This is a genomic window from Natrinema sp. HArc-T2, from assembly GCF_041821085.1.
In the GTDB taxonomy this organism is placed as follows: domain Archaea; phylum Halobacteriota; class Halobacteria; order Halobacteriales; family Natrialbaceae; genus Natrinema.
Genome location: NZ_JBGUAZ010000005.1, coordinates 58,891 through 79,536 on the forward strand (window position 1 = coordinate 58,891; position 20,646 = coordinate 79,536).

Consider the following 20,646-nt stretch of genomic DNA (forward strand, 5'->3'; position numbering starts at 1 on the left):
GGAGTCACAATTGAATTCAGAGGTAGCTGTTAAGGGTATAGTCTGAATACAGAGGGGGAGTTGAACGGTGTGGTGTCTTGGCTCTCGCCGAGAGGTTGCTCAGTCGGCGGACACGGCGTCTAGGCCGGTGCCGGCTTCCAGGTGTGCGCCAAGGCGCTGGACGAACCGCGTGGCTGGGGCTCCGTCCACGACGTCATGGTCAAAGGTGACGGTGAGGCTCAGATACTCCCGGGACTGGAGTTCACCATCGATCAGGCGTGGTTTGGTTCCGATGCCGCCGACAGTGAGCTGGAGGGTGTAGTTCGTGGGACTGATGGCCCAGCCGTTTCCGGTGCCGAACATACCGACGGAGGTGACAGCGACGGTGCCGGCGAGCTGTTTCCACCGTGATGGGAACCACTGCGGGAGGCGCCAGATTTGTCTGCGGATGAATCCGGGAAAGCGGCGGGCGAGCTTGGCGATGCCAGCCTCGGGACGGTTCGAAGTGTCCGCCTGGGCGCGTCGAATTTCATCGTGAATTGACCGGACTGTCCGCTGATTCGCCGCCCGGATGACGTGTGGAACACCGATTCGCTCGCCGTCAACCTCCTGTTCGACAAGAACGTTTACATCCACGTCCTCGAACTCGTAGATCCGTCCCCGCCAATCATGATATCGGTGGACTTGTGGCTGTTCCTCCACGGTGGCTGCCAAACAGGAGATGATGAAGGCTGTGAACGAAAGGTCTATTTCGGTCTCTTCTTTGATCGTCTGGATCTGCTCCCTGGCGTCGGTGACGTCGATTTCGACGAGCCCGTGGACGTTATTCCGATGTCCTGCCATCTGCATATAATCCACTGTCAACTGCTTTTGGGGAGACACGCGATCGATTTCGGGGCCTCGGTTGCTCATAGACTCACATGCACAGCGTGAACTAAATTCGTACGTACCGACCAAGGGTATCGTCCGCGGCGATAATCTATTGAACCAACGAGTACACAAAGAGCAGTGCCTGGCTACGCCATCGGGAACACGACGACCACGCCGTAACCGAGCACGAACGCAAGCGCGAACGACGCGATCCACGCACCGATCGTCATCGAGATCTTCCGCGGACTGATCGCATCCCTGCCACCGACCGCCGCGCCGCTACCGATGATCGCGCTGACGACGATCTCGTTGAACGAGACGGGGACGCCAAGCAAGATCGCGACCTGCGCGATGAGAAACGACGGGACGAGCGCGGCGATCGAGCGACGTGGTCCCAGCGACGAGTAGTCCTGTGCGAGCGACTTGATCATGCGTGGCGCACCGGTCCACGAGCCGACGAGGATCCCGACACCACCACCGACAAGGATCGCCATCGTCGAGATCCCCTCGAGGTCGTCGAGCAACGGCAGTAACGGTCCGACTGCGAGCCCGACCTGGCTGCCGCCAGCCGAGAACGCGACGAGCGAGCCGAGCGTTAGCAACACCCGCCTGAGCCCGCCGGTCATGTCCTGCCGGATGTCCCAGTAGACGAGCGCTGCAACCGCGAGTGCCACTGCAAGCGAGACGCCGACCGCGGCAGTAGCGGTCGCGAGTCCGGCGAGCTCCTGGAGGGTCCCAGAAACGGTGCCGGTCGAGCCGGCAGGGCCGAGAAAGGAGAACTCGACGTTCGCGAGGACGCCACCGACGAGGCCCGCGAGCACTGCGACGCTGAATCGCTCCGGCACGTCGGCCCGTGGGAGAATACTCGCGATCCCGTACGCAATGAAGCCGCCGACGAACGGCGTCAGCACCCAGACGGCCCCGATCTGCTGGTACTTCGCCCAGACCGGCGTCCCGCCGAGTGCGAGCCCGACGCCGATCACGGACCCGGTCACGGTAAACGCGGTCGCGATCGGATAACCGGTTCGAATGCCGACAGCCATCAGGCCGGCCCCGATCAGTAAGACGGCGATAACCCCCGTAGCTGGGAGGCTCACACCGCCGATCAGTCCGCGACCGATCGCCTCAGAGACGTTCGCGCCCTGCGTGACGGCTCCGGCGAAGCCGAAGATTCCGACGACGAACGCGGCCCGCATCGTCGGGATGGCGTTGGCACCGACGGCGGGCGCAAAGGGTGTCGCGCCGCTCGAGCCAGCGCCGATGACCCACGCCATAAACAGGCTCGCGAACCCGGCGGTGACGAACAGCAAAACGAGAGTGAGGTCCATTAGCGGATCGAAAAGAGCGGCTTAGTCCGCACCTGCAGTCACGGAGTCAGCACTGGCGGTACGGCTACGCCACCGACCCTGCAGGTACGCGCCGAGGAACATCCCGGCGAGCGCCCAGAGGATGGTGACGTTGCCGATACCGAGGCTGGCGTAGGCGGCACCCGGACAGATGCCCGAGAGCCCCCAACCGACGCCGAAGATCGCACCGCCGATCAGGACGTTCCGATCGAACGACTTCAGCCGGCGTTCGAACGGGTCGCCGGTCAGCGGTGCCCGACCGAGCAGCCGCGGGGCGAGGAAGAACACCACGCCAGTGACGATCGCAGCGCCGAACATCACGAACACCAGTCCGAGGTCGTCGAACTGGAGGAAGTTCAGCACCACTTCCGGGCGGGCCATGTGACTGAAGCCGAGTCCGAAGCCGAAGATCAGGCCGCCGACCAGTATCAGCGGCATGAAGAGGGGATGTCGGTCCGCCATTACGGACTCACCCCCAGTGCGGCGACGATCTGTGCAGTCAGGATTGCGACGATCATGAACGTGATTACACCTGTGATCGAGGTCTTCGATGCAGAGCCGACGCCACAGACGCCGTGGCCGGACGTACAGCCCTTGCCGATACGCGTCCCGATGCCGACGAAGACGCCGCCGATGAGCAGCCGCCACCACTGTACGTCAGTGGTCCACGCACCGCCCTGGAAGGCGACCGCATACACCGCGGCACCTAGAATGATACCGAGCGTGAACACGAGCCGCCAGTCACGGGACGAGACGTACCGCTGGAAGCGGGACTGTCCAGAGACGTACGACAGCGTCGACTCGAGGAACGTACTCGCACCGGCGGGGATGCCGGTCCCGAGATAGATGACGACTGTGCCGAGACCGACGAAGAGCCCGCCGATGGCGTACCGACTGATCCCGTTCGGGAACAGTTCGGCGGCCAACTGGAGAGGGACTGGATCAGCTACCATATAAATTATTAGTCACCCGCGAGCGATTCCTGGCTGGCAGCACAGTTGTTCGGGCCGAGCTCGAGTTCGAAGGCTTCGTCGTCGTCAGCCTCTTGCTGGCCGAGGTTCGTCGGGATGATATCCTCGTAGTTGGCCGGTCGCGGTGGCATATCCGAGAGGATGAGTTCGACGAAGTCGTCTTCGTCCATCGTGAGCGCGTCCATCTCGTCGACGAGTTGGCCGATCGGTGCCGTGTAGGTGCCGTCGGCGGCGGGTTCGGCGGCGTCGCTGAAGTGTGCGCCACCGATCAGCGTCTCGTCGGGCAGCGAGAGGACACGCTCCTGGAGGCTCTCGTAGAGCTGGGCCGCGGCTTCGGGTGCACCGTCGTCACCTTCCTCGAGGTCGGGCCGAGCGACACTCTCGATGAACAGGCCGTCGCCGGTCGCCAGCAGCGAGTCGTCGACCAGATACGAGGTCATGCCGGAGGTGTGTCCGGGCGTGGAGACCGTCTCGATGGTTGCGTCGCCGACCTCGAACTCGTCGCCGTCGGCGGCCAGCGTCACGTCGTCGGCGTAGGTAACGCCGCGGTCGACCGAGGCTTCGGGGATGACGCCCTCGACACCGACTGCGTCGAGTGCACGCACGCCGGAGATGTGGTCGGCGTGGATGTGCGTATCGATCGCGTATTTCAGGTCGACGCCGAGTTCGTTGGCGTCGGTGAGGTAGCGGTCCGTAAAGGCACGTAGCGGGTCGACGACCGCGGCCTCGTCGCCGTCGACGGCGAGATAGCCAAGACAGCCCGAGGAGGGACGCTGGTACTGATAGAGCGTGCCCGCGCCGTCGTACTCGGACACTTCGACGCGCTCGTAGATCCGCGCCCAGCCGTTCATCCCGTCTTCGAGGTGGTCGACATCATATCCTTGTTCCGCGAGCGTACCCGCGACGAACTCGCTGGCTCCGCCTTTCGCACAGAGGACCGTTACGTCTTGGTCGTCGGGAATCTGTGCAAGCACGTCCTCGTCGAGCTCGTCCTCGAGGAACTCGAAGTAGGGGACGTTGATCGACTCGACGTTCTCGCCGTCGATGTGCCACTCCTCGTAATCAGACTGCATGCGCGCGTCGAGGAGCGTCACAGCCTCGCCTGCGTCGATGCGACGTTTCAACGTTTCCGGAGTCACCGTCTCGACATCGGCGTCCGGCGTAGGGAAGTCGTCGGCGTTCATATCGTGTACTCACAGGTATCGGCCGGTGCCACATAAGAGTTTGCATAATAATTCCCAATTTGCACAATAGCGACCCATCTACAACTGAAAACTAGCGTCTAAAGCAATCGGAAAGGGCGTTTCAGGTAGTATTTGTGCCGTTCTGCGGAGCGCAGTTGTTTGTGTTGGGTGCAAGAATCGACATTCTTTTAACCCCAGAAACAATATTGTGGAGTAACTCCAATACAGATCACGGAGTAATCCACCATGAGTGAAGCATTCGATATCGCGGAGACGCTCGACGTGAAAGGTGCATCGTGTCCCATGCCGGTTGTCAAAACGAAGTCCGCCATCGACGACCTCGCTGAGGGCGAGATCCTCGAGGTAGTCGCGACGGACTCGGGCAGCATGAGTGACCTCGACGGCTGGGCGACCGGTACAGACGGCGTCGAACTCTTAGAGCAGGTCGAGGACGGCGACGTCTACAAACACTACGTCCAGAAGACGGCATAAGATGAGCACGGACACACCCTCGGCGGGAGCTGACGGCGAGCCGATGAGCGAGGACGCCCTCCAGGAGCGGATCGAAGAACTCGAGGAGAAAGTCGCCAGCCTCGAGACCGAGGTCGGCGACGGCCAGAAGAAGATGACGATCGTCGCGACCCAGGGGACGTTCGACATGGCGTACCCGCCGTTGATCCTCGCGAGCACCGCGGCCGCATTCGGCTGGGATGTGGTCGTCTTCCACACGTTCTGGGGACTCGACATCCTCCACGAGGAGAAGTCCTCGGAGCTCAAGCTCAGTGCGGTCGGCAACCCAAGCATGCCGATGCCGAACGCCCTCGCCGCGCTCCCCGGCATGGACCGGATGGCGACGCGGATGATGGAGAAGAAGATCGACGAGAACGGCACCGCAACCATCGAGGAGCTGATCGAACTGTCCCTCGATCAGGGCGTCGATCTGCAGGCCTGTCAGATGACCATCGAACTGATGGAGTACGACGAGGACGACTTCTACGACGGCGTCACCACTGGCGTCGGCGCCGCGACCGCCCTCCAGCACATGGCCGAATCGGACGTCCAGTTGCTGGTCTGAACCCAGACGACGCGCCCGGCACTGTACTCTACGGTTTTAATGACCCTCCATACGACCCCCAATTCGTCGACGATCGTACTGCAGATCATCGAGACAGTCGCCGCAGCCGATAATACTGACCCTGCCACAATGAACCCGCCGCTAGCCGATGTCATCGATCCCGATGCATTGCAAGAGCTGCTCGAGCACGGCTCGACCGATGCCGACCGGGCGCTCGAAGTGCGATTTCGCTACCGCGGCCACGAAATCACCGTCACCGACGACGAGACCGTCGAACTAGACTGATACGGCAGTATCAACGATCGCTCGCGATCACATCACCATTCTCGCTTCAGTTCTTCGAGCAGCCGATCGACCTCTGCTGCAGTGTTAACCGCGTGAACGGACGCCCGAATCGCGTCCGGTGACGGCAGTTCACGAACGACGATACCCGCCGCAGCCAGCCGTTCGACCGTCGCCGTCGGATCCGCGACGTCGATCGTCACTAGCCCGGACTCCGGCGTTCGTGGACTGAGCAGTCGGTCGTCGGGAACGCCGTCAGCGAGCCGACTCGCGAGGCGATGAATCCGGGCTTCGATGGTGTCGATCCCGACCTCGGAGATGGCGCCGATCGCCTCGCCGAGCGCGACGTGAGGTGCCGGGTTCGCCGAGCCGACCTCGAGCCGGCGCGCACCGGCTGCGTACTCGTAGGGGTCGGCGTTTGCGTCTTCGACGCTCCGGTAGCCGACGGCCCGTGGCTCGAGGTCCTCGGCGACGGCTCGGTCGACGTAGAGGAAGCCACCCCCCCAGAGTCCGAGCAGCCATTTGTGGCCGGCAGCGGCGACGGCGTCGGCTCCCCACTCCCCGACGTCCATCGGGAGTTGACCGGGGACCTGCACTGCGTCGACGAGCGCGAGCGCGCCGGCGTCGTGGGCAATATCGACCAGTTCCGCAACCGGGAGCTGCGTCCCGTGGGTCCACGTAAGCGCGCTGAAACAGGCGAGTTTCGCGTCCGTGACGGCCGCAGCGAATTCATCGGGGTCGATCCGACCAGCTTCGGTTTCGACGACGCGAACTTCGACGCCCTCCCGCTCGAGGCGCTGCCAGGGGAGGATGCCCGCGGGATGCTCGAGGTCGGTGCGGACGACGACGTCGCCGGGCTGCCAGTCGATCGCGTTGGCGAACGCGTTGATCCCGCCGGTCGTGCTCTCCGTGAGCGCGATCTCGTCGGGTTCGGCACCGATAAACGACGCGACCGTCTCTCGCGTGCGGTCGAACGCCGCGAAGGCGGTTTCGTACGGATCGGCCGCGATCGGCGACTCGTACTCGTGTGTCCGGACGAATTCGTCGGCAGCTTCGACGACGTATCGGGGACTCGGGCCGTGTGCGCCGTAGTTGAGGTAGATTCCGTCCTGTAGGGCAGGGATGTCGGTCCGGAGTTCAGTCGGGGTCATCGTTACGTTCTCAGACATGGGTCGTTCTCCGTCGTGATCGTCCATCCGTCTGGCATGGAGAGATTGCACCGTTCGACGCCGGTTCGTTCGCTTCCATTGGGGATGGCTACGTAACCAGCGGACAATAATCTTGGGCTACTTGCGAAATACTGGGGGCGACAGCAGACGAGCTGAGTCGAACAGATCGGTCCCGGGCTGACGCCGGTTATGGTGCCTTACACGTATCGACGCCCAGCAGCTGGTAGAGCAGACAGAACCGGGTCAGCCCGGTCCCGAAGAAGACGAGCCCGACCAGCGTCGCGATCACACCCACGATCGTCCCGGCATGGAGGATATGCGCAAGCGACGCAATGCCAATGGCGACGAGAACCGCGCCACCGACGAGCCGTACGAGCCGGTCCACCGAGCCGACATTGTTTTCCATAGTCACTGCTATGAACAGCCCGAAGTTAAGCGTTTCTTGCATTCCGACATCTTCAGAACGCTGCCGACAGCGGCTGCCAGTACTGTCAATCCGCGGCTCGAGGCGGTCAGCCGTCGTTACTCGACCTTGCCGGAGAGCACTTTCGCCGCGGTCAGAACCGGATCCCAGACGGGGCTAAACGGCGGTGCGTACGCCAGATCGGCGTTCTGGAGTTCTGAGACGGTCATGCCGGCGTGAAGCGCCGTCGCGATCGTGTCGATGCGTTTTGCGCCCTCGCGACCGACGACGCTGCCGCCAAGCAGCGTGCCGCTCTCGCGGTCGGCCAACAGCGTCACGGAGAGTTCTTCGCCGTCCGGATAGTAGTGAGCGCGCGTTGCCGCCGAGATCGTGACCGAGACCGGATCGAAGCCGGCCTCCTCGGCGTGCTCCTCGTCAGTCAGTCCCGTCCGAGCGGCCCCGAGTTCGAACGCCTTGACGATGGCCGTGCCCGCGATTTCGCCGGTTGGCGTGGGATCGCCGGTGATCGTCTGGCCGATCGCCCGGCCCGCACGGTTGGCAGTCAGGGCAAGCGGAACGTGGTCCGGCTCACCGGTCACGACGTGGCGCGCCTCGGCACAGTCGCCTGCCGCGTAGATGTTCTCGTAGTTCGTCCGGCCGTACTCGTCGGTCGCGATCGCGCCGGTCGGTCCGCGTTCGATGCCGGCTGCCTCGGCGAGGTCGACGTTCGGTGCGACGCCGACGCCGACGATCACGATGTCGGCGGGGACGGTCTCCTCCTCGAGTTCGACGCTCTCGACGCGCTCGTAACCGTCAAAGCCCGATACCGCCGTCTCGAGGTTGAGGTTGACACCCTGCTCGCGCAGATGGTCTTCGACGACCTCGGCGACGGGTTCGCCGAACGGCTGGAGGACGTGGGGCAGCATCTCGTAGAGATCGACGTCGATGCCGTGTTCCGACAGCGCCTCGGCCATCTCGATCCCGACGTAGCCGCCGCCAACGATCGCAGCCGTCTCGAGGTCGCGTTCGGTGACGTAGTCCTCGATGGCGTCGGCTTCGTCCATGTTATGAATGGTGAAGACGCCCTCGAGGTCGAGCCCCTCGAAGGGGGGTTTGATCGCGCTCGCGCCGGTCGCCACGAGGAGGTCGTCGTAGGACTGCTCGTAGGTTTCCTCGTCGCTTTCGACCGTCACCGTCTCGGCGTCGGGGTCGATGTCGACGACTTCGTGGCCAGTTCGCAGGTCGACGTCTCGCTGTTCGCGGAACTCCTCGGCTGTTATCGTGACGAGATCGTCCAGTTCGTCGACGTCCCCTTTGACGTAGTAGGGCATCCCGCAGGCGGCATACGAGACCCAGTCACCTTTTTCGAAAACGATCACGTCCAGGTCGGGGTTTTCCCGTTTCGCCTTGCTCGCAGCGCTCATTCCTGCTGCGTCACCGCCGATGACGACGACCGTGTCTGTCATACGTGATTGCTGGGTCGGCAACGCCTAAACTATTTCTGGACATTCCCAATATTGTACACTGCAGCCGACCGTCCACGATAGCGTCCGTTCCCGCTGTCTGACGGAATCGCACTCAGTCGACACCACACGCGAAGTCAAACACGAGCGATGTAGAAATAGTTTCCCGGGGTGGCGTCGTCCGGTTCGACACTGACAGCCAGTCGAACTCCCGTTCGGGCTCGAGTCGAGATGCCGACTCGCCGTTAGCTCGAGAGCGGATGCGTGACCGACTCCATGAGCTGCTCGGCGTTTGCCGATTCGGCAGTGAGCATCTTTGGATAGGTGCCGAGTAAGACGAGCAGGTCGCCCTCGTGGTCAAAGGACGTGAGCTTGAGTTCGATGTCGATCGTCTCGCCCTCGAATTGACTTTCGCCGGCAAAGACATCCACCTTGCGACCGTCACCGAGGATGTCGAGTCCAAACGAGTCCGTGTGCGTGATGTTGCTGATCCCACCGTTCTCGTTGGGAACCTGCTCGAGAAACCGCTCGAGGAGTTCTTTGTTCGACAACTCGTCGAGCGGGTTGAGCGATCGACCCGCAACCTGCATCCCGGGAATCGAGATAGCGGCAAAGGCAGCCCCCTCGTTCGTCTGGCCGGCGTATTCGACTTCCTTCGTATAGACCGATCGCCAGATCGCCGCCCGGATCTCGCGTTCGACGCCGCCGGGGAGTTCGATCGTTCGCTCGATCGTTTCTTCGGTGGCGTCTTTTTCTTGATAGCCGGTCTCCGTGAGGGCGTCATCGCTCGGTGCGACGCGGTCGGAGTCGAACTCGAGCGGTCCGTTCCCGAGAACGAAATCGATACAGCCAGCCGTCATCGCGAGTGTCCCGGTCGCGCCCGCGGCGAGCAGCGATCGTCGAGAGAGCGTCATTACCCCAGTGATTCGCTACGACTGGCATATTCCTTGTGGTGTCTGCTCTCTCGTAGACAAGACAGTCGTCACATCGAATAGATCGATGGCTTTCGATGTCCAGTTGACACCGACCCCCTCAAGCCGAGCCCGATCCCGTCCCGAGTTGGACGAGCTGAGACGGACACGAACCCGACTGTCCCCGTCCCACTCGAGAGTCACACATCAAGAGTTATCGGGGTCGAACGCCCCCGTTTAGCCATGACTGACTTCGCAGCTCGAGTCGAGCAGGTGTCGATCAGCGGCATTCGCAAAGTGTTCGAGGCCGCCGGCGAGGACGCGATCAATCTCGGCCTCGGCCAGCCGGACTTCCCGACGCCCGCCCACGCTCGCCGCGGGGCGATCGAGGCGATCGAATCCGGGCGGGCCGACGCCTACACGTCCAACAAGGGCACGCAACAGCTTCGCGAGGCGATCGTCGCGAAGTACGACCGCGACTACGGTCTCGAGATCGACCCCGAGGACGTGATCGCGACCTCGGGCGGCAGCGAGGCGCTCCATCTCGCGCTGCAGGCCCACGTCGATCCCGGTGAGGAAGTGATCTTCCCCGACCCCGGCTTCGTCTCGTATGACGCCCTGACCCACATCGCCGACGGCACGCCGAAGCCAGTCGGGCTGCGCGAGGACCTCACCCTCGATCCCGCGACGGTCGAGGACGCGATCACCGACGAGACGGCAGCGTTCATCGTCAACAGCCCCGCGAATCCGACGGGTGCTGTCCAGAGCGAGGCGGACATGCGCGAGTTCGCCCGCATCGCCGACGAACACGACGTGCTCTGTATCTCCGACGAGGTCTACGAACACATTGTTTTCGAGGGCGAACATCACTCGCCGCTGAAGTTCGCCGAGACGGACAACGTCGTCGCCATCAGCGCCTGCTCGAAGACCTACTCGATGACCGGCTGGCGACTCGGCTGGGTCGTCGCTTCGAATCGCCGCATCGAGCGCATGCTTCGGGTCCACCAGTACGGCCAGGCCTGTGCCTCCGCACCGGCCCAGTACGCCGCCGAGGCCGCCCTGACGGGCCCACAGGAGCCAGTGCAGGAGATGGTCGAGACCTTCGAACAGCGCCGCGACCTCGTGCTCGACGGGCTCACCGACGCCGGCCTCGAGGTGCCCACTCCGGAAGGGGCTTTCTACGCGATGCCGAAGGTACCCGAGGGCTGGTGTGATGAAGTGCTCGATCGGGGCGTCGTTGTCGTCCCCGGCGACGCCTTCGGCGCGAACGGCGAAGGCTACGCGCGACTCTCCTATGCGACCGGGACCGAGGAACTGAAAGAAGCACTCGAGATCATCGACGACGCGACGCAAGCGGTACAGTAACCGCTCGCGAGCACAGCCGCCGCTGGCGCTGGCTGCTTGCGTGTACCATTATACGCTCTCGTTACGTCGTGCCGAACGACATGCGCGCTGTACGCCTTCACGAACACGGTGACGCGGACGTACTGCAGGTAGACGAGATCGACCGACCCGAGCCGGCTGCGGACGAACTCTTAGTCGAGGTCGCCGCTGCGGGCGTCAATCCCGTCGACACCTACTTCCGGGATGGGTCGTACGAGCCGGTTGACGTCCCCTTCACGCCCGGTGTCGACGTCTCGGGTGTCGTCGCCGCGGTGGGTGACGCCGTCGACGACTTCGACGCGGGAGACCGCGTCTACGGTACCGGCATCGGAAACGGTGGCTTTCAGGGTTCCTACGCCGAGTACGCGACGGTCCCGACCGACCGCGTCGTCCACCTTCCCGACGGTGCGGACCTGACCGAAGCTGGAGCTGCCGGCGTCGTCGCCGTCACCGCCTGGCGCGCGCTGATCGACCACGCCGGCCTCGAACCCGCCGAGTACTGTCTGGTCCACGGCGGCTCGGGCGGCGTCGGCCACGCTGCCGTCCAGATCGGGGCCGCCGTGAGCGCGCGGGTGATTACGACGGCAGCCGAGGAGTATCACGACGCGCTCGCCGACGACGGAGCCGAGACGGTGTTAGACTACAGCCGTGACGACCTCGCAGACGCCGTCCTCGAGGCCTCCGACGGCGGCGTCGACGCCGTGCTCGACCATCGGCTGGACGACTACCTGCAGTTCGACGCGGACGTGGCCGCGACGGGTGCCCGCGTCGTCGGCATCGGCGAGAACAGCCCCGATCCGGGCTTTACGAACGACGGAGCCGCCCGCTCGAAGGACGTCACCTACCAGTTCATGAGTATGTTCAACACGCCCGACCTGCGCGTCCCGCTGCGGGGCGTCGCCCACCTCATGAACACGGGTGCGCTGTCGATCGATACGGCACGGCGCTACGACCTCGAGGAGGCCGCCGACGCACACCGCGCCGTGATGAACGAGAGTTTCCTCGGCAAGCTCGTGATCGAACCGTAACGAGCCGTCGATCGAACCCGCTACTCGACGTTGCCCAGTCCGCGCACGGCGTCGTCCCGCTCGAGCAGCGTCCGACCGCGCTCGCCGAGCGTGACCGTCTCGGTCTCGCGCTCGTAGTCGATCGCGTCTGCGGCGGCCAGCTTCGGGATATGGGTGTGATGTAACGAGATGCGGACGGCCCGCCGGTCCCGCGCGGAGACATCACCGTGATCCGAGATGGCGTTTGGCTCCGCAGTTGCTTCCTGAGTCGCGATCTCGACGACGAGTTCTGTGAGCGTCGCAGAGCCACCAGCCGCCTCGAGATACTGCAACACTACGCGACGTCGACGATGGGCCAGTAGCTCCATCGCCGTATCAATGCCGTCTGACGACTCGCCGAACGCAGTGAGGCTCTCGGGGGACTGGAGGAGTGGAATCATACTCCCGGTAGGTTGTGGTGAGTACTTATACTGAAAGGCAAAGTGCTTCGGGCATTCTGTCGTCCTCGAACGGTCACAGACAGCGACGAACCGAGAGACGCTCTCGAGTAGTCGCCGGCTGTTGCGACATGGTCCCACTCGAAACAGGTGCCCGTGATACGGACTGGTCGATTATACGAGGTCGGCGACGGCTTCCATCGTCGTCCGCTTGTCCTCCTCGGACAGGCCGTCGACGAACCCGATTCGGACGGCGTCGACGCCGTCGATTTCGCCGTAGTCTTCGACCCACTCACGGACTTCGTCAGGAGTGCCTGCGGGCGCTAATTCGTCGAGGACCTCGTCAGGAAGCGCTGCAGCCATCGCGTCGGTATCTCGCTCCTCCCACGCGGCCCGGATCTCTTCGACGACGTCCGGATAGCCCTGTTCTGCGACCGAGTCCCCGTAGTAGGGACCGTAGGCCCCGAGCATGAACGCGATCGTGCTACGGGCGTTCTCTCGCGCTTTTGCCCGGTCTTCGGATGCCATCCCGCGGACGATCGGGGCCACACGCAGGTCCGAAAGCTCCTTGTCCGCGAGGTCGGCACCGCGCTCGAGATCCTCGAGTCGCTCCCGAAGTCCGTCTTTCGTGAACAGTTGCGGAGCCCAGCCGTCGCCGAAGCGCCCGGCCATCTCGGTGGCTTTCGGGCCGAGCGTGCCCAGATCGATCGGCGGCGGGTTCTCGTGGGGGCCACGTTCGTAGTTCAGGCCCGGGATCTCGAAGACCTCGCCCTCGTAGGCGGGGGTGCCCTCATCGGAGACTCCGCGCATGATCTCGATCACTTCGCGGGTCCGGCGCAGCGGTCGGTCGAACGCCTTGCCGTGCCAGCGCTCGGTGATCGCCGGCGAGCTCGGGCCGATCCCGAATCGGAACCGACCATCGGTGGCGTCTTGCATCGTTAGCGCCGTCTGAGCGAGCATCGCGGGCGTTCGCCCGTACGGCGAGATGACATCGTTCGAGATGCCCAACTCCTCGGTGCGGTCGGCGGCAAGCGTCAGCGGCGGGATAATGTTCCAACCGGTCGTCTCGCCGACCGTAATCCGATCGAATCCCAGTTCTTCGGCCTGGACGGCCCGCTCGGCGACCCCCTGTGGCCGATCGTAGTCGCCGAGTTGCACCAGCAGATCCAGGTCGACGGTCACGACACTCCCCTCCACGGCAGTCCTCGAGTCGCAACTCGCAGTCTCATCACCGCACACCGCGGTACGAACTCACATAAAACGGTCGCGTTTCCGTCTCAGCCGACACGGAACCGGCCTGCCACTCGACCCACACACAATCACCTACTGACATGTTCGGAACGCTTATCACGTTCTTGTGAGATCACGTACCAATGGAACGACGCACGTTTCTCGCGTGTGCGTCTGCCGCTGCTGCCGGAACCGTCGGCGCGTCCGGGGCCGTCTCGGCCAGCAGCGACGACGACACGCTCACGGTCGAGGTCGTCCGTCACGCGTCCGTCGAGCCCACCAGCAGCGCACTCCCGTTCGTGCTCGAGGGCGGACGACTGTTCGCCGAAACGTGGACGGATGCGACGCCGGGATCGGCCACGGTGGAAGCCGACGCGGTGACAGGTGTCGACTTCGACATCGAACCGTCGTACGAGGCGACGCTCGATGCGATCGAAGCCGACGACGCGCTTCCGTCTGATCGGACGCCCGAAACGGTGACACTGTTCGTCATCGACGACGGGAGAGCCACTGCAGGGGCGATGCGGTCGTACGCTGGCGACGACGGCAGTGAGAACGGAACGCCGGGCGCGTATGGCTACGTCAACACCGCGCTCGGCGGGCTGTTCGGAGCGGGTGTCAGGATGCCGCGACCGTTGATTCGGAACTTCGCAGCCCACGAATGTGGCCACGCGGTACTTGGCTGGGCCGAGTTCCCGCACTATCCGGCGGACGCGACCGTTCGCGACCCGTCACCGGGACTGCGCGCCCACAGTTGTGGCGCACAGGACCATCCTGCGGCCAGCGGCTGGTTCGTCCACCACGGAATCACTGTGATGGCGACAGGCTACTCGGCACGGGAAAGCCGGAATACTCCACGAAGCCATCGGTTCGCAACGGAACAGGGTGCGGTGGGCGAGGCTGCCGCCCCCGTCGACGACACGTGGTCGTATTTCAACATGGACTACGTCCCTGCGTTCTCGCGGACTGCTCGAGCGGCGATGGACGCCCACTACCAGCAGTTCCTCTCGTGATCGCAGGAGATGCGTCGTAATCGGGTCAGTGGCGGCGATCGAACCGAGTATTTATTGCGAGACCGGACGCTATCGCAGAGACGACGATCGGGTATAGCGGTGATTGACTCGCGGTGCGACACTCACAATATATGGCACAAAGGCTTCACGTCGATATACGGTCTAGTTGCAGTCTCGTCGGAACGGTACTGAAATACCTCTCGCTGACGCTGCTGTTTCCGACCGTCGTCGCACTGTACTACCGGGAGTCGCCGATTCCCTTCCTCGTCGCGCTGGTCGTCGCCGTCGCCGTCGGGACGGGACTCGAGGCGCTCGAGCCCGACCCCTCCCTCGAACACCGCGAGGCGTTCTTACTCGTCGCGCTAACGTGGTTCGTTGTCCCGCTGGTAGGGACGATCCCGTATCTCGTCGCCGGGACGGGGACGATCGCAGACCCCGTCAACGCGCTGTTCGAGAGCATGAGTGGGTTTACAACCACGGGTGCGACGGTCATGGGAAGTATCTCCGTCGAGACTCACTCGCGGTCGATCATGATGTGGCGACAGCTCACTCAGTGGCTCGGCGGGATGGGGATCCTCGTCCTCATGGTCGCGATCCTCTCGGAGCTTTCCGTTGGTGGGGTCCAGCTCATCCGGGAGGAAGCACCGGGCATCGAAGTCGAGAAACTGACGCCGCGGATCAGGGAGACCGCGCGGGCGCTGTGGCTGATCTACGCCTGGTTTACGCTCGCCGCCGTGCTCGTCTACTACGGACTGCACCTCGCAGGAGTGGCCCCGAACATGACCTTCTACAACGCCGTCGCACACGCGCTCACGTCGCTGCCGACCGGCGGCTTCTCGCCGGAGGCCCGCAGCGCCGAAGCGTTCGCGCCGATCATCCAGTGGGCGATCATGGTCTTCATGGTCGTCGCCGGGACGAACTTCGCGCTCTACTGGTACGCCTGGCGCGGTCACCTCGAGCGACTGACGGGAAACGCCGAGTTCCGGTCCTATCTGCTATCGATGGGGATCGTCGGCGGCCTCCTCTCGGCGCTGCTCTTTCTCGGCGTCGGCCTCGCGACCGTTCCCGAGGGAGTCGCGACGATTCCGGGAAGTCTCGAGCGATCGCTGCGCCACGGCCTCTTCCAGACGCTGGCGATCGTGACGACGACCGGCTACGCTAGCATGGACTTCAACACGTGGAGCGAGTCGACGCAGGTAATCCTCCTCTTCGCGATGTTTCTGGGCGGCTCAGCGGGTTCGGCAGCCGGTTCGATCAAGATCGTTCGCTGGTACGTCGTCGGGAAGTCCATGCGTCGGGAACTCTTCACGCTCGTTCACCCACAGGTGATTCGTCCGGTTCGAATGGGCGGCGTCGGCGACATCATCGACGAGGAGACGATCCACAGCATCTTCGTCTTCATGGCGCTGTTCCTGACGCTGTTCGTCGTCTCGAGCGTCCTGTTGTTCCTCGATTCCTATCGCACGCCCGACCTCTCGCTGTCGGCGCTCGAGGCAACCAGCGCCACGATCGCGACGCTTGGGAACGTCGGCCCGGGCGTTGGCGTCGTTGGGCCGATGAACAGCTACGAGCCGTTCTCCAACGCCGCGAAGCTCTACATGGTCTTTCTGATGTGGATCGGGCGGCTCGAGATCCTCTCCGTGCTGGTCATCCTGACGCCGGCGTACTGGCGCTCGTAGTTATACGGACTCCTGTCAGTCAGTTCCAGTGGGACCGCGACCCGTCCTGCGGTTGCACCGGTAACTCGTGACAGCAGACCGTATCAATCGTGGACCAGCACGTCGAGCACGTCCGGCCCGTCGCGGGCCAGCGCGTCCTCGAGTGCCCCCTCGATCTCGTCGGGCGTCTCGACCCGTTCGGCACGTGCGCCGTGGCTCTCGGCGTTTTTTACGAGATCTACCTCCGGCTCGAAGTCCATGCCGACGAACTCGTAGTCGTCTTCTTCGCCGCCCATGAGCGCGAGCGTGTTGTCCTTGAGGATGCGGTAGTTACGGTTGTCTGAGATGACGACCGTCAGATCGAGATCGTAGCGAGCGGCGCTGTAGATCGTGTGAGGATAGTACTGGTAGGAGCCGTCGCCGACGAAACCGACCACGTCCTGCGGGTCGTCCCGCTGTGCTTCCGCGACGGCGGCCCCGACCGCCGCCGGCAGCCCGTAGCCGAGCCCGCCGCCCTTGTTCGAAATGTACTGCTCGGGCTCGAGGTCCCACCGGTTGAGCATGACGAACTTCGAGGTGACGCCCTCGTCGACGATGGCGGCGTCGCCTGCAACGCGTTCCATGGCGTCGACCAGTTGGGCCTTCGAGGCGCGCGGGTCGTCCCCATCTCCTTCGCCGTAATCGCCCAGCTTGGCCTCGATCATCGCGTTAACGTCGGCGACCGCCTCGAGCCGGTCGGCCACGACATCGTCCGAGAGTCGACTCTGGGCACGCTCGGCGAGATCCTGCAGGACGAGTCCGGGATCGCCGACGACGGCCGCGTCGGCGGGCTGGTTCTTGCCGACCTGCCAGGCGTCGTCGCTGATATGGATGCAGGTCGTGTCGGGGTTGAACAGCGCCTCTTCGTGACGCGTAAGCGTCGTGTTCGTCGAGACGCCAACGAAGCAGATCGTATCGGTGTTCATCAGCATCGAAGCGAGTCCCTCGCTCGTCGGCAGATACGAGACCCACTGCTCGTGGTCGGTCGGGAAGTCAACCTCACAAGAGAGGATTTCGCCGTGGACGCGCGCCCCTGTCGCCTCCGCGAGGTCGACTGCCGCGGCGACGGCGTCGGCACCTGATCGGGCGACGCCATCGCCGACGACTAGCACCGGTTCGTCCGCCTCGGCCAGCAGGTCGGCGGCGTGCTCGAGTTGTGCTGGATCACCACCACCGGCGTTCGGAATCGGGCCGAGCCGCTCGGGCTCGGCGTCAGTTTCGGCCATCGTCACGTCCAGCGGCAAGGCGAGGAAGACCGGGCCCGTCGGCGGTGTCAGCGCCACCCGGAACGCCCGCCGGAGCATCGTCGGCAGCGCCGCCACGTCGCGGACCTCGTCTGACCACTTGCAGAACTGCCGGGCCATGTCGGCCAGTCGGCCCGAGAGGATCGGCTCCTCGTGGCGGAAGTCGGTGCTGTGATTGCCTGCGGTCACGACCAGCGGCGCGCCGGCGATCTTCGCCGCGTAGAGGTTGCCAAGCCCGTGGGCCAGCCCGGGCGTGATGTGGAGGTTCGCTACGCCAACCGGCGTGATCGAATCGTTGTGATGGGAATGGTACCGACGGCGCTGGGCGTAGCCACCGGCCATCCCGATTGCGATGTCCTCGTGGAGGCCGAGTCGGTACTCGAGATCGCTCTCCGCGAGTGCGTTCATGATCGGCAGCTCGGTCGTTCCCGGGTTCCCGAAAACGTAGTCGACGCCGTAGGACTCAAGCGCGTCAGTAATGAGAGCTGCACCGGTGTAGCCACCTGTCATGTGCTCTCATGACACACCAGTTCACATCAAGCCCCATGGTTCGAACGGGCCAGTTCCAGCGCGTGCGGCCCCGGCCCGGGTATTATACGACAGTTCGTTGTCGCTCGGATATGGCCCTCGCGAGGCACGGGACCGGGATGGGCGGGACGGCTCGAGCGCTCTGGTCACAGGTCCACCCTGTCTTCATGACGCCGCCGCTGGCCGCGTCGCTGTTCGGTGCGATCCTCGCCGGCACTGTCGATCCGCTGCTCGCGGCGATTCATCTCGTTGCGATGTTCGCAGCAGTCTATACGGCTCACGTCAAAGACGGCTACGTCGATTTCTACGTTCGGGGTGAGGACGACGACCATCCGTTGACTGAACGGGGATGTCGGCTCGCACTCGGGTTGTCGACGGCGACGGTCGCGCTGTGCTGTGTCGCCCTCGCTGTGCTCGTCAACGCCGTCGCGGTCGCGCTCGTCGTTCCGACGTGGGTGATCGCCTACCATCACGCACCACAACTGGATACGAACCCAGTGACGGCAACTTCCGGCTACCCGCTCGGGATCGCCCTCTCGCTGCTCGGCGGGTACTACGTGCAGGCGACGACGATTTCGCCCGTCGCGCTCGCGTTCGCTGTCGTCTTCCTCGTCCTTCTTTCGGGCATCAAGGTGATCGACGACGCACAAGACTACGCGTACGACCGGTCGATCGAGAAACGAACCGTCGCGGTCGCAGTCGGCCCCGGTCGTGCCTACGACGTCGCTTATGGGTTGATGGCTATCGCCCTGATGGCCGTCGCCGGGTTCGCCGCCGTGCGGTTGTTCCCCGTTACGGCGCTTCTCGCGGCGCTCGTGTTCGCAGGGGTCGCGGGAATCGCACGACGGGCCGGCCCCGAACTCGCGACCATGTTGCTCATCCGGGGCTCGTATCTCTTTCTCGCCGTGCTCGTCGCAGCCGTTCAGTTCGAGCCCCTTTCCGGGTTCGTCTGAGGCGGTCTGCTGTCAGTGCCAGAGCGCCTCTCGGCTACGATTCACAGCTCTGACAGCCCGATCGCAGGCGAAACACCACACCGATGAGACCGAGGGTGGCGATCGTGACCGCCAACTGTACGAACCCGCTGCTCAGCCCGCTGACGGCAGCGCCGCCGGCAACCGCGGTCCCACCGGCGACCGCGACGGTTCCGGTGCCGACACAGCAGAAACTCGCCAGCGTCGCAAGCCCCAGCAGCGACCCTCGAGAGGCAGACCCTGAGTCCATGCACGGCGTTCAGGTGGGCGGATAGAAATGTGTTGTGACGGTTTGCTAGCTTAGCAACCGCACGACTGCATCGACAAAACGAGACGGTCGCGTCCGATCGGCGTCTCGTCGCTCTCAGCAGGTCACGTCAGCCACCGATTCGATCAGGTATATTTCCCGACGAGGCTGCGAAGCTGCCCTTCCTGTTGCATGCCGACGAGCTGTTCGGCGGGCTGACCGTCCGAAAACAGCACGAGCGTCGGGACGCCACGGACATTGTATTGAGCGGCGAGTTGCTGGTTTGCGTCGATGTCGACCTTCGCGACGGCCGCGTCGGTCTCGGCGGCGATCGTCTCGACAACCGGCTCGAGCATCTGACACGGCCCACACCAGTCGGCGTAGAAGTCAACGAGGACGACGTCGTGTTCCGCGACAGTGTCGTCGAGCTCCGCCGACCCGTGGATCGAAATCGGCTCCGCCGGACTCTCCTGTGCCGACTCTGCGGGTGCTTCGCCTGCCGCGCGGTCGCGAAGCTCCTCGAGTTTCCGTTGGCGAATCTCCTCGAGCGTTTGATCGTCGGTCATAGCCGCCGATACGAGATACATCGCCTTAGTTGTTTTGTGTGATAGGCACAATACAGCGCACGTAAGGAGCGATCAGCGACGAGTGGAGACACCGTCGATTCGGGCGACGACCGATATCGGGAGCGACCTACTCGTCGTGTCGGGCCGGCGAGCGTCCGTCACGAGCGGACTCGTAGGTATCCTCGAACTCCTGAATCAGCATGCCGGTGCGAGCGTACCAGTCGTTGAGAAGTCGTTGCATGTCGGCTGCGAGTGCGTCCGGTTCGCGCACCCGATAGACGTAATAGTAGCCGCCGCTCTCGTAGTTCCGCTGTTCTTGGGTGACGAACCCGGTGTCGAGCAGCCGGGAGATCGACCGGTAGGCGGTCGACCGGTCACGACCGATGCCGTCAGCGACGTCGTCGACCGTCAGCGGGTCGTCCACAGTTACCAGCAGCCTGAACACTGTTCGATCGAGCTCTTTGAGCCCGTGGACGCACTCGAGGAGATCGATACACTGCAGCTCTTGGTCGAGGTATTCGCTCACCGAATCGGTCATCGTAATCGATCGTACGGTCTAGGCACCAATAAGGTTGTTCCCATAATATACAATACTATGTTCTCGAGTCGATACGAGACAGCGATATCAGTCACAGCTAACTAACTGAGACGATCCGTAAAATCAGGTTTT

23 protein-coding genes are annotated in these 20,646 nt (G+C 63.8%); 8 read left to right on the top strand and 15 right to left on the bottom strand.

What is annotated here, in order from left to right:
• Positions 1 to 99: 99 nt before the first annotated feature.
• The 5 genes from ACERI1_RS12990 to ACERI1_RS13010 all read right to left on the bottom strand — a co-directional run bounded on the left by ACERI1_RS12990 (position 100) and on the right by ACERI1_RS13010 (position 4,350).
• Positions 100 to 891, bottom strand: coding sequence for a 2-oxo acid dehydrogenase subunit E2 (locus ACERI1_RS12990; RefSeq protein ID WP_373618623.1), 792 nt, complete (start codon positions 889 to 891; stop codon positions 100 to 102).
• 104 nt (positions 892 to 995) lie between these two features.
• Positions 996 to 2,177 (bottom strand): anion permease, encoded by a 1,182-nt coding sequence (locus ACERI1_RS12995; RefSeq protein ID WP_373618625.1) that lies wholly within the window; start codon positions 2,175 to 2,177, stop codon positions 996 to 998.
• Between the two features lie 21 nt (positions 2,178 to 2,198).
• Positions 2,199 to 2,657 (bottom strand): YeeE/YedE family protein, encoded by a 459-nt coding sequence (locus ACERI1_RS13000; protein WP_373618627.1) that lies wholly within the window; start codon positions 2,655 to 2,657, stop codon positions 2,199 to 2,201.
• The gene (locus ACERI1_RS13005) at positions 2,657 to 3,148 is read right to left on the bottom strand and encodes a YeeE/YedE family protein (RefSeq protein WP_373618629.1); all 492 of its coding nucleotides are present in this window, start codon (positions 3,146 to 3,148) and stop codon (positions 2,657 to 2,659) included. Before ACERI1_RS13005 ends, ACERI1_RS13000 begins: the two co-directional genes overlap by 1 nt.
• 8 nt (positions 3,149 to 3,156) lie before the next feature.
• Complete coding sequence (locus ACERI1_RS13010) at positions 3,157 to 4,350, bottom strand: MBL fold metallo-hydrolase (protein WP_373618630.1); 1,194 nt, start codon at positions 4,348 to 4,350, stop codon at positions 3,157 to 3,159.
• Between the two features lie 246 nt (positions 4,351 to 4,596).
• On the opposite strand from ACERI1_RS13010, the gene ACERI1_RS13015 reads away from it, so the two are divergent.
• Genes ACERI1_RS13015 through ACERI1_RS13025 form a run of 3 tightly spaced genes read left to right on the top strand, consistent with a single transcriptional unit; the run spans position 4,597 to position 5,710 of the window.
• Positions 4,597 to 4,842 (top strand): sulfurtransferase TusA family protein, encoded by a 246-nt coding sequence (locus ACERI1_RS13015; protein WP_373618632.1) that lies wholly within the window; start codon positions 4,597 to 4,599, stop codon positions 4,840 to 4,842.
• Position 4,843: 1 nt separating this feature from the next.
• Complete coding sequence (locus ACERI1_RS13020) at positions 4,844 to 5,425, top strand: DsrE/DsrF/DrsH-like family protein (RefSeq protein WP_373618634.1); 582 nt, start codon at positions 4,844 to 4,846, stop codon at positions 5,423 to 5,425.
• A gap of 39 nt (positions 5,426 to 5,464) precedes the next feature.
• The gene (locus tag ACERI1_RS13025) at positions 5,465 to 5,710 is read left to right on the top strand and encodes a HalOD1 output domain-containing protein (protein ID WP_373618635.1); all 246 of its coding nucleotides are present in this window, start codon (positions 5,465 to 5,467) and stop codon (positions 5,708 to 5,710) included.
• Between the two features lie 32 nt (positions 5,711 to 5,742).
• Here ACERI1_RS13025 and ACERI1_RS13030 read toward each other — a convergent pair whose 3' ends face one another.
• From ACERI1_RS13030 to ACERI1_RS13045, 4 genes are all read right to left on the bottom strand, one after another.
• Entirely contained in the window at positions 5,743 to 6,876 is a 1,134-nt protein-coding gene (locus ACERI1_RS13030; protein WP_373618636.1) for an aminotransferase class V-fold PLP-dependent enzyme, read from the bottom strand.
• Between the two features lie 187 nt (positions 6,877 to 7,063).
• Positions 7,064 to 7,282 carry a DUF2892 domain-containing protein gene (locus ACERI1_RS13035; protein ID WP_373618637.1) on the bottom strand — a complete coding sequence of 73 codons (219 nt, stop codon included), beginning with the start codon at positions 7,280 to 7,282 and terminating at the stop codon, positions 7,064 to 7,066.
• Positions 7,283 to 7,398: 116 nt separating this feature from the next.
• A complete protein-coding gene (locus ACERI1_RS13040; RefSeq protein ID WP_373618638.1) occupies positions 7,399 to 8,745 on the bottom strand; it encodes an FAD-dependent oxidoreductase in 1,347 nt (448 codons plus the stop codon).
• 242 nt (positions 8,746 to 8,987) lie between these two features.
• The gene (locus ACERI1_RS13045; protein ID WP_373618640.1) at positions 8,988 to 9,656 is read right to left on the bottom strand and encodes a DUF6517 family protein; all 669 of its coding nucleotides are present in this window, start codon (positions 9,654 to 9,656) and stop codon (positions 8,988 to 8,990) included.
• A 240-nt stretch (positions 9,657 to 9,896) separates the two neighbouring features.
• Here ACERI1_RS13045 and ACERI1_RS13050 point away from each other — a divergent pair, with 240 nt between their 5' ends.
• Positions 9,897 to 11,018, top strand: a complete 1,122-nt coding sequence (locus ACERI1_RS13050; protein WP_373618642.1) for a pyridoxal phosphate-dependent aminotransferase — start codon at positions 9,897 to 9,899, stop codon at positions 11,016 to 11,018.
• 80 nt (positions 11,019 to 11,098) lie between these two features.
• On the top strand, positions 11,099 to 12,064 hold the full coding sequence (locus ACERI1_RS13055) for an NADPH:quinone reductase (RefSeq protein WP_373618643.1): 966 nt from the start codon (positions 11,099 to 11,101) through the stop codon (positions 12,062 to 12,064).
• A 20-nt stretch (positions 12,065 to 12,084) separates the two neighbouring features.
• On the opposite strand, the gene ACERI1_RS13060 is transcribed toward ACERI1_RS13055, so the two are convergent.
• A complete protein-coding gene (locus ACERI1_RS13060) occupies positions 12,085 to 12,483 on the bottom strand; it encodes a hypothetical protein (protein ID WP_373618644.1) in 399 nt (132 codons plus the stop codon).
• A gap of 171 nt (positions 12,484 to 12,654) precedes the next feature.
• The gene (locus tag ACERI1_RS13065; RefSeq protein ID WP_373619012.1) at positions 12,655 to 13,662 is read right to left on the bottom strand and encodes a TIGR04024 family LLM class F420-dependent oxidoreductase; all 1,008 of its coding nucleotides are present in this window, start codon (positions 13,660 to 13,662) and stop codon (positions 12,655 to 12,657) included.
• Positions 13,663 to 13,853: 191 nt separating this feature from the next.
• On the opposite strand from ACERI1_RS13065, the gene ACERI1_RS13070 reads away from it, so the two are divergent.
• On the top strand, positions 13,854 to 14,723 hold the full coding sequence (locus ACERI1_RS13070) for a hypothetical protein (protein ID WP_373618646.1): 870 nt from the start codon (positions 13,854 to 13,856) through the stop codon (positions 14,721 to 14,723).
• A 131-nt stretch (positions 14,724 to 14,854) separates the two neighbouring features.
• The gene (locus ACERI1_RS13075) at positions 14,855 to 16,402 is read left to right on the top strand and encodes a TrkH family potassium uptake protein (protein ID WP_373618648.1); all 1,548 of its coding nucleotides are present in this window, start codon (positions 14,855 to 14,857) and stop codon (positions 16,400 to 16,402) included.
• A gap of 83 nt (positions 16,403 to 16,485) precedes the next feature.
• On the opposite strand, the gene ACERI1_RS13080 is transcribed toward ACERI1_RS13075, so the two are convergent.
• Positions 16,486 to 18,174 (bottom strand): thiamine pyrophosphate-binding protein, encoded by a 1,689-nt coding sequence (locus ACERI1_RS13080; RefSeq protein ID WP_373618650.1) that lies wholly within the window; start codon positions 18,172 to 18,174, stop codon positions 16,486 to 16,488.
• A gap of 110 nt (positions 18,175 to 18,284) precedes the next feature.
• On the opposite strand from ACERI1_RS13080, the gene ACERI1_RS13085 reads away from it, so the two are divergent.
• Positions 18,285 to 19,145, top strand: a complete 861-nt coding sequence (locus ACERI1_RS13085; RefSeq protein WP_373618652.1) for a UbiA family prenyltransferase — start codon at positions 18,285 to 18,287, stop codon at positions 19,143 to 19,145.
• Positions 19,146 to 19,179: 34 nt separating this feature from the next.
• Here the strand turns inward: ACERI1_RS13085 and ACERI1_RS13090 are convergent, their stop codons facing one another.
• The 3 genes from ACERI1_RS13090 to ACERI1_RS13100 all read right to left on the bottom strand — a co-directional run bounded on the left by ACERI1_RS13090 (position 19,180) and on the right by ACERI1_RS13100 (position 20,514).
• A complete protein-coding gene (locus ACERI1_RS13090) occupies positions 19,180 to 19,413 on the bottom strand; it encodes a hypothetical protein (protein WP_373618653.1) in 234 nt (77 codons plus the stop codon).
• A 143-nt stretch (positions 19,414 to 19,556) separates the two neighbouring features.
• Complete coding sequence (gene trxA / locus ACERI1_RS13095; protein ID WP_373618655.1) at positions 19,557 to 19,976, bottom strand: thioredoxin; 420 nt, start codon at positions 19,974 to 19,976, stop codon at positions 19,557 to 19,559.
• 127 nt (positions 19,977 to 20,103) lie between these two features.
• The gene (locus ACERI1_RS13100) at positions 20,104 to 20,514 is read right to left on the bottom strand and encodes a helix-turn-helix domain-containing protein (protein WP_373618657.1); all 411 of its coding nucleotides are present in this window, start codon (positions 20,512 to 20,514) and stop codon (positions 20,104 to 20,106) included.
• Positions 20,515 to 20,646: the final 132 nt, after the last annotated feature.